The organism is Nocardiopsis synnemataformans (assembly GCF_965343085.1).
Classification (GTDB): domain Bacteria; phylum Actinomycetota; class Actinomycetes; order Streptosporangiales; family Streptosporangiaceae; genus Nocardiopsis; species Nocardiopsis alborubida.
Window position 1 is genome coordinate 26,443 of sequence record NZ_CBDRFA010000037.1, and the last position, 14,951, is coordinate 41,393.

Consider the following 14,951-nt stretch of genomic DNA (forward strand, 5'->3'; position numbering starts at 1 on the left):
AGGCGGGTTCCGGGCCCTGACCCGGCTCCGGACCGCCCCGGCACACGGCCCTCCGCCCACCTTCCCTCGCCGGACAACGGACAACACGAAGGGCCCGCCCCGTGGTCTCCCACGGAAGCGGGCCCTCAAGCTCCACCGTCCTCGGACGGCGGGAGGGGGATTAGCCCTCCAGGTCCTGGCTGCCAGCGGCCTTGCGCTTGCGGCTCAGGTAGATGGCGCCACCACCGGCACCCAGGGCGGCCACACCGGCGGCGACCAGGCCAGCGAGCGCGCCACCGGTCACCGGCAGGGTCGGCTCGTTCTGGTCGTCAGCGGGCTCGGACGGCTTGTCGGCGGGCTCGGAGGGCTCATCGCTCGGGGTCGGCGCCGGGCTCTCGGGCTCGCTGGGCTCGGGGGACTCCGGCTCGCTGGGCTCGTCGGTGGGGGGCGGGGTCTCGCCGCCGTCCACGGTCCAGTCGGCCGAGGCGGACGCGGACACGGTGGCCCGACCGCCCTCGGCGGTGATCAGGGTCTGGGTCGGCTGGTACTCCTCCTCGCCCTTGAACAGGCGGCCGGTCGCGACGGTCGCGCTGGCCTCCAGGGAGAAGCTGGCCTGGCCCGCCTCGGCGTCGGCCGGAACGGAGAAGCCGACGGTGTCGCCGTTCTCGACCGTGCCACCGTTCTCGATGACCTCATCGGTCTCCAGGTCGACCAGCGTGACGCCCTCGGGGACCGACAGGTCGACCGGGATGGCGCTGGCGTTGGTCTCGATGAGGAACTCACCGACGGTCTCGCCTGCGGTACCGGAGGCCGTGCCCGGGGTGATGCTCAGGGCCGGGGCGGGCTCGGCGGTCTGCGGCAGCTCCTTGGCGTTCTCGACCAGGTAGGCATAGACCGCCTTGATTGCGTCGGAGTTGCCCTGCTCCTCGAGGTTCACGCCGTTGCTGAAGTGCCAGATCGCGGCCTGGGTGGCGCCCAGGGCGTCTCCGTTGCTCAGCCCCTCAACACCGGCGTCCGCGCCCAGCTCCTCGGCGCTCAGAGCCGGGTAGGCGTTCTGGAGGATCCAGTGGACCTTGGCGGGCGCGGCGAACTCGCCCTTGCCGGGGTAGTTGGCCCAGTCGTCCTCGCGGTACCAGGCACCGCCCTGGATGTTGGTCTCGAAGTCGATGCAGTAGGTCGTCAGGACCGTGCCGTCTTCGAGCTTGAGGTTGAAGAGGCTGGTGCCGATGGTGCCGCCGCTGGTGGCGACGTCGCTGCCGTCCTCGGCGTTGTCGAGGTACTGGGCGCGGGCGGAGCCCTCGTAGGTCTCTGCGGGGTCCGCGGCCGCGGGGGCGGCCAGGCCGAAGGCCAGGAACGCGGCTGCGGTGGCCGCCAGGCCGGTGCGGCCGACGGTGTGGGGGAGGGAGGAGTTGCTCAAATTGTGTCCCGGTGTGTTCTAGGGGTAACCGGATGGAAAAATGCCTGCCCAGAGGACGACGGGAACCAATGGGACGGACAGCGGTGGCCACGGCGCGACGGTCTCCGGAGAAGAACCGGTGCCGCCTGCTGCGTTCACCCGTTCCGGGGGGTCACCACGTCGGGGTCGGATCGTGGCGCCGTGTGGGGTGGGCGCGATCTTCCGGTGGGGCTCGCTGTGACGCGGGAGCCGGTCGCGCTCGCCGTGGGTGCCAGCGCTCGCCTGATACTAGCGATCCCCTTCGCCACTTCCAAGCTGGTTCGCGGAAAATGTGACCGGATACGGGCAGGAAAAAATTCCTCGCAGGTAGATCCGCATTATGTCCAAAAGCTATGCAACGAAAGCGGGAGTTCCGCGTCCCCGAACGCGGTCAGTCGCGTCGTTTGCGTCCCACGACCAGGATGATCAGGCCTGATACCACCAGAGCCCCCGCGATGATCAGCAGACCGGACAGCCAGGTTCCGGTGACGGCCAGATCATCCTCGGGGATTCGGTCCTCCGCTGTGGGAGATACCTCCTCGGTGGGAACCTCCTCCTCGACGGCCTCGTCGAGGGCGGGGGGGTCCTCCTCCGGCACGGGCTCCGGGCTCGCCCCGGCCACCGGCTCCTCGGTCTGCTCCGGGTGCCACGTGAACGTCGCGGTGGCCGAACTCGTCGCCGAACCCGCCTCCGCGGTCACCAGGGACCGGGTGCGCACGCCGTCCCTGCCGGTGAACAGGCGCCCCTGCGGCAGAGGGAAGTCCCGGCCGTGCAGGTGCAGGGTCGCCACGCCCGCCGGGACCGAGGGGTCCACGTCCAGGAACACCTGCTCGCCGTCGCTCGTCTGCGTGACCTGCTCTCCGTCGGCGTCGACCAGCCACGACGCCGGGGCGCCGCGCACCGACACCGACACCGGCTCCGCTCCGGAGCTGTGCACGGTCAACGGCCCCAGCGGCTCCTCGGGGGCGACCGCCTCCACGTGGGACGGCGACACCGCCAGAGAGCGGGAGGAGGTGTTGTCCGCCGCGGACGCGCTGCCCTCCAGCAGGTGGCCGTACAGGGCCATGACCGCCGGGTCGTTGGCGGCGGGGTCCGGCTGCACCCCCTCCAGCACGTGCCACAGGGCGGCCTGGGTGCCCGCGATCGCCCGGGCCTCGTCCAGCTGGGACAGGTCCGATCCCTCCAGCAGGGACTCCATGCCGACCGCCGGATAGGAGTGGGAGACGATCCAGTGCGCCCTGTCGGCGGGATCCGTTTCCTGTGGGGTTTCGGTCCACTCCGGAACGTCGGACCACGCTGACTCCACGTAGGCGGCGTACGGCTGGACCTCCTCGTCCGCGGTCACCGTGTAGGCCCGGACCGAGGCGTGCTCGGCCACACGCAGACTGAACAGCGCCGTGTCGACCTCCCGGCCGTCGGCGAGCACGAGCAGCGCGCCCGCGACGGGGTCGCGGTCCACGCGTGAGAAGTCGTCGGCGCTGGCCGCCGGGGCACCGAGCAGGGTGCCGATCAGGGCCGAGGCGGAAAGCAGCGCGGCGTACCGACGCAGGATGCCGGACATGCTCGTGCGCTCCCGTGAGAAGGCGGCGGCCACAGTGCGGGGCCACCGGCGAAATCGTCTTCCTGGGTCACCCAGGCTAACGGTCCGGCACCCGGGGCAGCGGACATTCCCCTGACAGCGTCCCAATCGTGTACTGGCCGTGATGTCCGGTGACCCGGTCGTGACTCCGCTGTAGGGCACCCCACTCCCGCGCGCTCGGTAGGCTGAGCTGGAAGGTATGTCGTCTACGGAAGCGGGTTTGCGGCGATGGCCCACGCGGTACGTCCCAGCTCTGCCACGAACAGCGGTCCTGCGCCGGTGGCCTACGAGCAGGCACTGGCCAGGTACGAGCCCGTGCTCGGCCTGGAGACCCACATCGAGCTGGGCACCGCCTCCAAGATGTTCTGCTCCTGCCCCACCGCGTTCGGCGCCGACCCCAACACACAGGTGTGTCCGGTCTGCCTGGCGCTGCCCGGCTCCCTGCCGGTCGTCAACGAGAAGGCGGTCGAGGGCGCCATCCGGCTGGGCCTGGCGCTGAACTGCTCCATCGCCCCCTGGGGCAGGTTCGCCCGGAAGAACTACTTCTATCCGGACATGCCGAAGAACTACCAGATCTCCCAGTACGACGAGCCGATCTGCGTCGACGGCCACCTCGACGTCACCGTCGACACCCCCGACGGCCCGCGCGTGTTCCGCGTGGACATCGAGCGGGTCCACATGGAGGAGGACACCGGCAAGACCTCCCACGTGGGCGGGGCCACCGGCCGCATCCACGGCGCCGACTACTCCATCGTCGACTACAACCGCGCGGGCATCCCGCTGCTGGAGATCGTGACCAAGCCCGTCGCCGGCACCGGCGAGCTGGCGCCCCTGGTCGCCCGCGCCTACGCCGCCGAGCTGCGCGACCTGGTCCGCTCCCTGGGCATCTCCGACGTGCGCATGGAGGAGGGCTCCATGCGCTGCGACGTCAACGTCTCCGTCAACCCGCGCGGCGCCTCGGAGTGGGGCACCCGCAGCGAGACCAAGAACGTCAACTCGCTGCGCTCGGTCGAGCGGGCCGTGCGCTCGGAGATCGAGCGCCAGGCGGGCGTGCTCGACGCCGGGCAGAGGGTCGTGCAGGAGACCCGCCACTTCCAGGAGAACACCGGCCGCAGCATCTCCGGCCGCTCCAAGGAGGAGGCGCAGGACTACCGCTACTTCCCCGACCCCGACCTGGTGCCCGTCGCGCCCTCCGAGGAGTGGGTGGAGGAGCTGCGCGCCACCCTGCCGGAGCTGCCCGCCGCCAAGCGCGCCCGGGTCCGCGACGAGTGGGACCTCACCGACACCGAACTGCGCGACCTGGTCAACGCCGACGCCATCGACCTGGTCGCGGCGACCGTGGCCGAGGGCGCCCCGTCGGCCGAGGCGCGCAAGCTGTGGCTCAACGAGCTCTCGCGCCGCGCCACCGAGCAGGAGGTGGAGCTGGCCGCCCTGCCCATCACCCCGGCGCAGGTCGCGCGCGTCATCGCCCTGGTGGCTGAGGGCACGCTCACCAACAAGCTCGCCCGCCAGGTGGTGGAGGGCGTGCTGGCCGGTGAGGGCGAGCCCGACGCCGTGGTCGAGGCCCGCGGCCTCAAGGTGGTCAGCGACGACGGCGCGCTCGGCGCGGCCGTGGACGAGGCCATCGCCGCCAACCCCGACGCCGCCGACAAGGTGCGCGGCGGCAAGGTCGCCGCGGCCGGTGCCCTGGTGGGGGCCGTGATGAAGGCGACCCGCGGCCAGGCCGACGCGGGACGTGCCCGCGAACTCATCCTGGCCAAACTCGGCGCGAGCTGATCCGTTCCGGCGGCCTCCGTACGGCACCGGGCCTCCCCGCCCGGTGCCCTTCGGCCTTCCCCCGCGGCGGACGCACTCCGAAGGCGGACGCCGCGGACGGCCGTCCCTGGGAGGCCACGCTCCTTGTTGCCCGGTTCGTCCTGTTCTGTCGGTGCGGGGTGGCACCCTGCATGGGCCGTGGTCGGCCGGGTGGACGGGAGGGGCCCGGGGCCCTTCCGGGAACCGCACCGCGCTCCGGAATCGGGGGCGGGTGTCCCGCGGAGGCCGCGACGCGCCGGGACGGGTACCGGACGGGTGAGGCGTGAGTATCACTGTGGGTGATGGTTCCGTCGTCATCTCTCATCCGGTCCTCAATCGCTGTGTGACCTTGGTTGCGTAGGGTTGCGACGCACGGGGACGTGTACGGTCCCCCGGGCCGTTCCGCCACCGGCCCGTCCCAGTCCCGCGAGATCCTGGGCGGCAGACGCGGTGCCGGGTGCTGTGCCGCGCCCGGACTCGAACGACGCGAGGTGGGTGCTCCATGTCCGAGGAGAGAGCGTGACCGCGGCGGTACGCCGCGTCGACCGTGACGCGCCCACTGGGAGGTCGGTAATGGGAACCCGGGCACGCCGCCTGTGGATCGTGGCCTTGGTGGCGCTGTTCCTGCTCTACCTCGTGGGGACCCTCATCCCCTCGGCGCAGAGCAGTGTGACCGCCGCGCTCGGCGAGTGGCCCACGTCCGTCGCGGCCGGTGCCGCCGGGCTGTCGCTGCTCTACGCCTCGCGCCGCTGGGCGGCCACCGGCGCCGACCGGGACGCCCACGCCGACGGCGCGGACGGACCCTCCGCCCTGCGCCACCTCGGCTTCGCCGCGCTCGCCTGGTGCGCGGGTGGCGTCACTCACGGTCTGATCCGCCTGTTCAGCTCCGCCACGGTCCTGTCGCTCACTCTGGGTGACCTCTTCGCCCTCGCGGCCCTGCCACTCTTCGTGATCGGCTTCACCAAGTTCGCGCCGTGGCCGGGCGGCCTGCGGACCGCCGTGCGCCACGTCACCGACAGCTACGTGTGCGCCGCCGCGGTCTTCTCCGTGGTGTGGCTGCTGCTGTTCTCCCCGCTCTACCAGGAACTCGGTGAGGGCGCAGGGTTCCTCGGCTTCGCCCTGGTCTACCCGGTCGCCGACATCGTCGTGCTGTGCCTGCTCGTACCGCTGGTCTTCATGTCGCCGCACAGCACGCGGCGCGCGGTGCTGGTGGCCATCGGCGCACTCATCGTCATCGCCGGGGCGGACATCCTCGGCGCGCTCACCCGCCTGACCGGCCCGCCCGTCCTCGGCGGGGTCGAACACCCGGTCAGGTTCCTGGGCTTCGCCCTGCTGGGCGCCCTGCCGTGGCTCGTGGAGCACCGGCCCGGCACCGACCCGCGCCGGATCACCGGCCGGGGGCTGTACCGGTTCGCGCCCGAGCTCGCCGCGATCGGCGCCGTGTTCGTGGCCGCCGTGGTGCTGACCGTGGCCGGGGTTCGCCTGGCCGGGGTGGCGCCGGTGCTGCCGCTGGCCGCGGGCACCGCCGTGGTGGTGCTGCTGGTGCGCATGGTGGGCATGCTGGAGGAGAACGCCACCCTCTCCCGCATGGTGCGCAACCGCGAGGTCCACTTCCACGAGCTGGCGCGCAACAGCGGCGACGTGATCCTCGTGCTGGACCGCGACGGCGGCGTGAACTACGTCAGCCCGGGCACGGCCGAGGCCTTCGGCTACCGGCTCGACGACGTGCTCGCCGCCCCGGTCACCGCGCTCATCCACCCCGAGGACCTGGGGCGTACCAAGGCGGTCACCGACCTGTTCTCCGAGCGCGGCGCGCAGGGTGTGCACATGCGGCTGCGCGTGCGGGCGGCCGACGGGACCTGGCGGCACACCGAGTCCACCATGTCCCTGTACGAGCAGCCCGGCGAGCCCGACCGGCTGCTGGTGACCACCCGCGACATCAGCGCGCAGGTGGCGCTCCAGGACGAGGTGGAGCACCTGACGTTCCACGACGGTGTGACCGGCCTGCCCAACCGGGCCTACCTGGAGGAGCGGGCCAGTGACGTCCTGGCGCACCGGGCGATCAACGAGGAGCCCGAGGGCGAGGTCGCGGTGATCTTCCTGGACCTGGACGGGTTCACGGCGGTCAACGACTCCGCCGGGCACGTGCGCGGCGACCACCTGCTCGGCCAGGCGGCCCGCAGGCTGCGCGGCGAGGTGGACTCCGACGCGACCCTGGCGCGCTGGGGCGGCGACGAGTTCGCGGTCCTGGTCGAGAACGTGTCCCGGGCCCAGCGGGTGGTGGACCTGGCCGAGCGCCTGGGGCGGGTGATCGCCTCGGAGCCGTTCCCGGTCGCCGACCGGGACATCATGCTGACCGCCAGCATCGGCGTGGCCTTCGCCGAACCGGTCACCGACAGCGGCGAGCTGCTGCGCAACGCCGACGTGGCCATGACCCGCGCCAAGGAGCGCGGGGCGGGCCACGTGGAGGTGTACGCCGCGCACATGCACGACACGGTGGTCTCGCGCCTGGAACTCCAGATCCGCCTGCGCGAGGCGCTGGCCAAGGACGAGTTCTTCCTGGAGTACCAGCCCGTCGTGGACCTGGGCAGTTCCCAGGTGACCTCGGTGGAGGCGCTGGTGCGCTGGGACCGCGACGGCGAGACGGTCGGCCCGGAGGGCTTCATCGGCGCGGCCGAGGAGTCGGGCCTGATCGTGCCGCTGGGCGAGCGGATCCTGCGCGAGGCCTGCGGGAAGGTCGCGGTGTGGCGGGTCTCGGACTGGGACATCGGCCTGTCGGTGAACCTTTCGGTCAAGCAGGTGCTGTCGCCGCGCTTCGTGGAGTCGGTGGCGGGGGTCCTCGCCGAGACGGGGCTTCCGGCCGAGGTGCTGACCCTGGAGGTCGACGAGGAGGTCCTGCTCGACGACGGCGGGGAGGCCGTGCAGCGCCTGGGCGAACTGCGAGAGCTCGGCGTGCGACTGGCCATCGACGACTACGGGATGGGCTACGCGTCCCTGGCACACCTGCGCAGGCTGAGCGTGGACGCGATCAAGATCGATCCGTCGTTCGTGGCGGACCTGGGCCGTGACGACACGGTCACGCTGCTCACGCACACGATCATCCAGCTGGGGCGCGACCTGGGCGTGCAGGTGGTGGCCGAGGGCATCGAGCGCCCCGAGCAGCTGGAGCAGCTGCGCGCGATGGGCTGCGACCACGGCCAGGGGTTCCTGGTGGCCCGGCCGATGCCCGCGAGTGGTGTGGAGTCGCTCGTCGGCGGCGAGGCCGGAGTCAGCCTCTAAACGCATCCGCACAGGAACGGCATAAGCGGACGTTACGCCTTCTGCCTGCGGAGATGGCGACACGCCCGTTAATTTTCCGGCATGCCCTCACAAGAACACGAACTTCCGGTCGATCTCATCCGCAACGACCCCAAGTTCGCCGCGGAGCTCCTCCAGGAGGTCACCGGAAAGCCGCTGCCCGAGCACACGCATGTGCGCTGTGACGCCTCCGAGGCGACACGGGTCGCTCCCTCGCAGCTCATTACCGACTCGTTCGTGGTCTGCGAACGACCGCCGCTGCCGCACGAGAAACAGGACGGGCCTGCCGGTGCTGGGGATCATCACTGAGCCCCAGAACAAGTGGGACCCGCGCAAGTCCTACAGCTGGCCCTGCTACGTCGCCAACATCCGCCACCGGCTCAAGTGCCCGATCGCGCTCCTGGTGCTCACTCCGACCACCGCCCTCGCGAAGCGCTACGCCCCGCCCATCGACCTGGGCTGCGGGGAGATCCGCCCCGTGGTCCTGGCCATGGACACGCTCACACCCGTCACCGACCAGAGTGTGGCGGCGGCGCATCCGGTGCTGACCATCCTCGCTCTGGCCTCGAACCCGACGGATGACAAGGACGCCCTCGAAGCCCTGTCCGTGGCTCTGAAGAGCCTCGATGCGTCCGCGTCGTCGCTGTACTCTGACTATGTGCTCGCGGCACTGTCCGCGACCGCCCTGGGCTCCCTGGAGGAGATCATGACCGTGCGTGACTACGAATTCCGGACCGAACTGATCGGCCGCCCCTTCCGTGAGGGCGAGGCCAAGGGCCGGGCCGCTGGCCGGGCCGAGGCGATCCTTGGCGTACTGGACGCCCGGGGGATCGCGGTGCCCGACGAGGTGCGCGACCGGGTCACAGCGTCCTCGGACCTGGACGAGCTGGACCGGTGGGTCCGCCGGGCGGCGAAGGTCGACAGCGCGGAGGACCTCTTCGCCTGACCGGGTGGACGGGCGGGGCGCGCTGCCCGCGCACCCCGTCCCACTCCTCGGACCCCGGACGCCGCCCGTGCGGTGTGCGTCACACGCAACCGGGGTGACTTGTCGGCATTCGCCCAGTTCACAGGGGTTGTCGTGTCATCAGGTGAGGCCGCATTCTGACATTTCCGTCTCAATTGCTGAGACAATATGTCGTTCTGGTTGACGGGCGGCCTCTCCGTCGGCCAATGTGGTGAACGTGCAGAGCAACTCCCTGATTCTCGTACTTGGTCGGCGCGCAGCCCGCTGAGTTTCTTCTGCTGCGCGCCACCCCTCAACCGCCGTCGGCGGTGGGGGTTTTTTTATTGCCAGGCCCAGAGCCAGACCCACCAGGCCAGAGCCCCCGTGCCGCTCTGACCCTCGCTGAAGGATCTTGAGATGACCGAGCAGATGACCGGCGCCCAATCGCTGATCAGGTCGCTGGAGCAGGTCGGCGTTGACACTGTCTTCGGGATTCCCGGCGGCGCCATCCTCCCGGCCTACGACCCGCTCTACGACTCGGCCACGGTGCGCCACATCCTCATGCGCCACGAACAGGGAGCAGGTCACGCCGCCGAGGGCTACGCCTACGCCACCGGCCGCCCGGGGGTGTGCATGGCCACCAGCGGACCCGGCGCCACCAACCTGGTCACCCCGCTCGCCGACGCGCACATGGACTCGGTCCCGATGGTCGCCATCACCGGCCAGGTCGCCTCCCCGATGATCGGCACCGACGCCTTCCAGGAAGCCGACATCTGCGGCATCACCATGCCGATCACCAAGCACAACTTCCTGGTCAAGGACGTGCGCGAGATCCCGCGGATCGTCGCCGAGGCCTTCCACATCGCCTCCAGCGGACGCCCCGGCCCCGTCCTGGTCGACATCTCCAAGGACGCCCTGCAGAACTCCGCCGAGTTCGTCTGGCCCGAGCGCCTCGAACTGCCCGGCTACCGCCCGGTCACCAAGCCGCACGGCAAGCAGGTCCGCGAGGCCGCCCGCATGATCGCCGAGGCCCGGCGCCCGGTGTTCTACGTCGGCGGCGGCGTCCTGCGCGCCGGAGCCTCCGCCGAACTGCGCGTCCTGGCCGAGCTCACCGGCGCCCCCGTCGTCTCCACCCTGATGGCCCGCGGCGTCTTCCCCGACAGCCACCCGCAGTCGGTGGGCATGCCCGGCATGCACGGCGACGTCGCCGCCGTCGGCGCCCTCCAGAAGGCCGACCTCATCGTCGCCCTGGGCACGCGCTTCGACGACCGCGTCACCGGCCGCCTGGACAGCTTCGCCCCCGACGCCAAGATCGTCCACGCCGACATCGACCCGGCCGAGATCTCCAAGAACCGCCATGCCGACGTGCCCATCGTCGGCGACTGCCGCGAGGTCCTCGCCGATCTGGTCGTGGCCGTGCGCGCCGACCAGGAGAAGGGCCGCCAGGGCGACTACGGGGCCTGGTGGCAGCAGCTCAACCGCCTGCGCAACACCTACCCCAAGGGTTACGAGGCCCCCGAGGACGGCAGCCTGTCCCCGCAGGCCGTCATCGAGCGCCTGGGCAAGGTCGTCGGCCCGGAGGCCACCTACGTCGCGGGCGTGGGCCAGCACCAGATGTGGGCCGCCCAGTTCATCGACTACGAGCGCCCCGGCTCCTTCGTCAACTCCGGCGGCCTGGGCACCATGGGCTTCTCCGTCCCCGCCGCGCTCGGCGCCAAGGTCGGCGACCCCGACCGGACCGTGTGGTCGGTCGACGGCGACGGCTGCTTCCAGATGACCAACCAGGAACTGGCCACCTGCGCGATCGAGGGCATCCCGATCAAGGTCGCCGTGGTCAACAACGGCAACCTGGGCATGGTCCGCCAGTGGCAGACCCTGTTCTACGAGGGCCGCTACTCCAACACCGACCTCCAGACCTCCCCGCGCGACGAGAAGGTCCGCATTCCCGACTTCGTCCGCCTCGCGGAGGCGTACGGTTGTGTCGGCCTGCGCTGCGAGCGAGCCGAGGACATCGACGCCACCATCGAGAAGGCCATGGCGATCAACGACGCCCCCGTCGTCGTGGACTTCACCGTCAACCACGACGCCATGGTCTGGCCGATGGTCGGTCCCGGCGTCAGCAACGACAACATCCAGTACGCGCGCGACATGGCGCCGAACTGGGAACACGAGGACTAAGAGGAACAGGCGAAACCACCATGAGCAGTCACACGCTTTCCGTTCTGGTGGAGGACACCCCGGGTATCCTCGCCCGCGCCTCCGCCCTCTTCTCCCGTCGAGGCTTCAACATCGACTCGCTCAGTGTGAGCAACACCGAGTACCCAGGACTGTCCCGGATGACAATCGTGGTCAACTGCGACCTCCACCCCTTGGAGCAGGTGACCAAACAGCTCAACAAGCTGGTCAACGTCGTCAAGATCGTGGAGATGGACACCACCGCGTCGGTCCGGCGCGAGCTCCTGCTCGTCAAGGTCAAGGCCGACGCGTCCAGCCGCACCCACGTGCTACAGACGGCCGAGCTGTTCCGCGCGCACGTCGTGGACGTCAGCCCGGACGTCGTCGTCATCGAGGCCACCGGCGACCCCGCGAAGCTCGATGCCCTGGTCAGGAACCTGGAGCCGTTCGGCATCCGGGAACTCGTCAAATCAGGGCTGGTCGCCCTGGGACGCGGACCCCGGTCGATCACCGACCGATCCCTCCGCACGGTCGAGCGCAGCGCGTAGCGGTGTTCTCCGGTTCACCGCGTCCGCTGGTGAACCCGGGGCCCGGGCACGGACGGGACCCCACCGCGTCCCCCACGAAACCGAGAAACAAGGAGCAACCCCAAGTGGCAGCACAGATGTACTACGACGACGCCGCGGACCTCTCGCTCATCCAGAGCAAGAAGGTCGCCGTGATCGGCTACGGCAGCCAGGGCCACGCGCACGCGCTGTCGCTGCGCGACTCGGGTGTGGATGTGCGGATCGGCCTCGCCGAGGGGTCCAAGAGCCGGGCCAAGGCCGAGGAGGAGGGCCTGCGCGTCCTCAGCCCCGCGGAGGCCACCCGCGAGGCCGACGTCGTCATGATCCTGGTCCCCGACCACATCCACCGGGACCTGTACGCGGCCGAGATCGCGCCGAACCTGGAGGCGGGCAACGCCCTCTTCTTCGGCCACGGCTTCAGCATCCGCTACGGCCTCATCACCCCGCCCGAGGGCGTGGACGTGGCCATGGTCGCCCCCAAGGGCCCGGGCCACCTGGTCCGCCGCCAGTACGAGGCCGGGCGCGGCGTGCCCTGCCTGGTCGCGGTCGAGAAGGACGCCAGCGGGCAGGCCTGGGACCTGGCGCTGTCCTGGGCCAAGGGCATCGGCGGCACCAGGGCGGGCGTGATCAAGACGACGTTCACCGAGGAGACCGAGACCGACCTGTTCGGTGAGCAGGCCGTGCTCTGCGGCGGCACCGAGGAGCTGGTCAAGGCCGGTTTCGCCACCCTGGTCGAGGCGGGCTACCAGCCGGAGATCGCCTACTTCGAGTGCCTGCACGAGCTCAAGCTCATCGTCGACCTCATGTACGAGGGCGGCATCTCCAAGATGAACTGGTCGGTCTCGGACAACGCCGAGTACGGCGGCTACACCCGCGGCCCGCGCCTGATCACCGAGCAGACCCGCCAGGAGATGCGCAAGATCCTCGGCGAGATCCAGGACGGCTCCTACGCCAAGGAGCTCATGGACGAGTTCGACGCCGGGCAGCCGACCTTCACCAAGCGCCGCGAGGCCGAGCAGAACGAGCAGATCGAGAAGGTGGGCGCCGAGCTGCGCCCGCTGATGAGCTGGCTCAAGGCCTAGGTTTCCCGGGAAGACCCGGTGAACCACGGGGACGGGCGGCCCTTGTCCACCCGTCCCCGTCAGGCTTCCCTACCCCGCCGGTAGACTTTCGTCCAGCCGTCACCCCCGATCCGGGCAGAGCCCACCACCTGCGCGGTCGGGCCGCACCACCCGAAAAGGAACCGTTGTGCCCAAACCCGCCGTACTCGTAGCGGAAAAGCTCTCGCCCGCCGGAATCGCGCTGCTCGAGGAGGACTTCGAGGTACGCCACGTCGACGGCGCCGACCGGTCCCAGCTCCTGCCGGCCCTCGCCGACGTCGACGCCCTCATCGTGCGCAGCGCGACGCAGGTGGACGCCGAGGCGATCGCCGCCGCCTCCCGCCTCCAGGTGGTCGCCCGGGCCGGTGTCGGTCTGGACAACGTGGACGTGGAGGCCGCCACCAAGGCCGGCGTCCTGGTGGTCAACGCGCCCACCTCCAACATCATCAGCGCCGCGGAGCAGGCCATCAACCTGCTGCTGGCCAGCGCCCGCAACACCGCCCCGGCGCACAACGCCCTGATCAACGGCGAGTGGAAGCGCTCCAAGTACACCGGCGTCGAGCTCTACGAGAAGACCGTCGGCATCGTCGGCCTCGGCCGCATCGGTGCCCTGGTCGCGCAGCGCCTGTCGGCCTTCGGCACCCAGGTCATCGCCTACGACCCCTTCGTGCAGCCCGCCCGCGCGGCCCAGATCGGCGTGGAGATGACCACGCTCGACGAGCTGCTGGAGCGCTCGGACTTCATCACCATCCACCTGCCCAAGAACAAGGACACGCTGGGCCTGATCGGTGACGAGGCCCTGAGCAAGGTCAAGCCCAACGTGCGCGTCATCAACGCCGCGCGCGGCGGCATCCTCGACGAGGACGCGCTCTACCGGGCCCTCAAGGACGGCCGCGTGGCGGGCGCGGGCATCGACGTGTTCGCCAAGGAGCCGTGCACCGACAGCCCCCTCTTCGAGTTCGAGAACGTGGTCGTGGCCCCCCACCTGGGCGCCAGCACCGCCGAGGCCCAGGAGAAGGCGGGCACCCAGGTCGCCCGCTCGGTCAAGCTGGCCCTCTCCGGCGAGTTCGTCCCCGACGCCGTGAACGTGCAGGGCACCGGCGTGGCCGAGGACGTCAAGCCGGGCCTGCCCCTGACCGAGAAGCTCGGCCGCGTGTTCACCTCCCTGGCGGGCACCATCGCCAGCCGCATCGACGTCGAGGTGCGCGGCGAGATCGCCTCGCACGACGTCAAGGTGCTGGAGCTGGCCGCCCTCAAGGGCGTGTTCGCCGACGTGGTCGAGGACACCGTGACCTTCGTCAACGCCCCGCTGCTCGCCAAGGAGCGCGGCGTCGAGGTCAACCTCGTCACCAGCGACGACAACACCGACTGGCGCAACCTCATCACGGTCCGCGGCGTGCTCGCCGACGGCACCCGCGTGTCGGTCTCGGGCACCCTGACCGGTCCCCGCCAGGTCGAGAAGCTGGTGGAGATCAACAACTACACCATGGAGATCGGCCTGGCCGAGCACATGGTGTTCCTGTCCTACGAGGACCGGCCCGGCGTGGTCGGCACGGTCGGCGCCCTGCTGGGTGACGCCGGTGTCAACATCGCGGGCATGCAGGTCATCCGGGACCAGGAGGGCGGCAAGGCGCTGATCGCGCTCACCGTGGACTCCGCGGTGCCCGACGAGACCCTCGCCTCGATCTCCGCCGAGATCGACGCCGACATCAGCCGCCAGGTCGACCTGGAGGACTAGGGACCGAGGAGTCCCCTCCGGGTGGTGGCGACAGGGGCCGTACCGTATCCGGCGCTCACGAGTGCCGCGTGTGGTGCGGCCCCTCGTGCTGTCCGGGGACCGCGCGGCGCGGTGAGCTGTGTGCTCTTCGCGGCTTTTCATCACCTTTCTGGCGTTATGGCGTGGACCCGAGGCCCGACGTGGGCAGGCTCTGACCAGCTGCGATACCAGGTTGTCTCGCATCCTGAGAAGGCCTGGCCATATAGTTGGACATCCGATATTCTGAGGCCCTAGGAGTCAGCGGCACCGGTTCCACAGCCGGACGCCGCCGCCCGGCGCCGCGAGCGCCCCCACCCGGGGCCCGCG

The 14,951-nt window shown here is 70.6% G+C and carries 10 protein-coding genes; 8 read left to right on the plus strand and 2 right to left on the minus strand.

Features of this window, described 5'->3' with window-relative positions:
* Window positions 1-160: 160 nt before the first annotated feature.
* Window positions 161-1,396 (minus strand): thioester domain-containing protein, encoded by a 1,236-nt coding sequence (locus ACSIH6_RS21265; protein ID WP_435110061.1) that lies wholly within the window; start codon window positions 1,394-1,396, stop codon window positions 161-163.
* Window positions 1,397-1,805: 409 nt separating this feature from the next.
* A complete protein-coding gene (locus ACSIH6_RS21270; RefSeq protein WP_435110062.1) occupies window positions 1,806-2,975 on the minus strand; it encodes a thioester domain-containing protein in 1,170 nt (389 codons plus the stop codon).
* A 297-nt stretch (window positions 2,976-3,272) separates the two neighbouring features.
* Between ACSIH6_RS21270 and gatB the strand changes: the two genes are divergently transcribed.
* From gatB to serA, 8 genes are all read left to right on the plus strand, one after another.
* A complete protein-coding gene (gene gatB / locus ACSIH6_RS21275; protein WP_435110063.1) occupies window positions 3,273-4,769 on the plus strand; it encodes an Asp-tRNA(Asn)/Glu-tRNA(Gln) amidotransferase subunit GatB in 1,497 nt (498 codons plus the stop codon).
* Between the two features lie 591 nt (window positions 4,770-5,360).
* Window positions 5,361-8,066, plus strand: a complete 2,706-nt coding sequence (locus ACSIH6_RS21280; protein ID WP_435110064.1) for a putative bifunctional diguanylate cyclase/phosphodiesterase — start codon at window positions 5,361-5,363, stop codon at window positions 8,064-8,066.
* A gap of 81 nt (window positions 8,067-8,147) precedes the next feature.
* Window positions 8,148-8,393 carry a hypothetical protein gene (locus ACSIH6_RS21285; protein ID WP_435110065.1) on the plus strand — a complete coding sequence of 82 codons (246 nt, stop codon included), beginning with the start codon at window positions 8,148-8,150 and terminating at the stop codon, window positions 8,391-8,393.
* Complete coding sequence (locus ACSIH6_RS21290) at window positions 8,374-9,030, plus strand: hypothetical protein (protein ID WP_435110066.1); 657 nt, start codon at window positions 8,374-8,376, stop codon at window positions 9,028-9,030. Before ACSIH6_RS21285 ends, ACSIH6_RS21290 begins: the two co-directional genes overlap by 20 nt.
* Before the next feature lie 414 nt (window positions 9,031-9,444).
* Complete coding sequence (locus ACSIH6_RS21295; RefSeq protein WP_435110067.1) at window positions 9,445-11,205, plus strand: acetolactate synthase large subunit; 1,761 nt, start codon at window positions 9,445-9,447, stop codon at window positions 11,203-11,205.
* Between the two features lie 20 nt (window positions 11,206-11,225).
* Window positions 11,226-11,750, plus strand: a complete 525-nt coding sequence (gene ilvN / locus ACSIH6_RS21300; RefSeq protein WP_150252803.1) for an acetolactate synthase small subunit — start codon at window positions 11,226-11,228, stop codon at window positions 11,748-11,750.
* A gap of 104 nt (window positions 11,751-11,854) precedes the next feature.
* A complete protein-coding gene (gene ilvC, locus ACSIH6_RS21305) occupies window positions 11,855-12,850 on the plus strand; it encodes a ketol-acid reductoisomerase (RefSeq protein WP_435110068.1) in 996 nt (331 codons plus the stop codon).
* A 166-nt stretch (window positions 12,851-13,016) separates the two neighbouring features.
* Window positions 13,017-14,606, plus strand: a complete 1,590-nt coding sequence (gene serA, locus ACSIH6_RS21310) for a phosphoglycerate dehydrogenase (protein ID WP_435110069.1) — start codon at window positions 13,017-13,019, stop codon at window positions 14,604-14,606.
* Window positions 14,607-14,951: the final 345 nt, after the last annotated feature.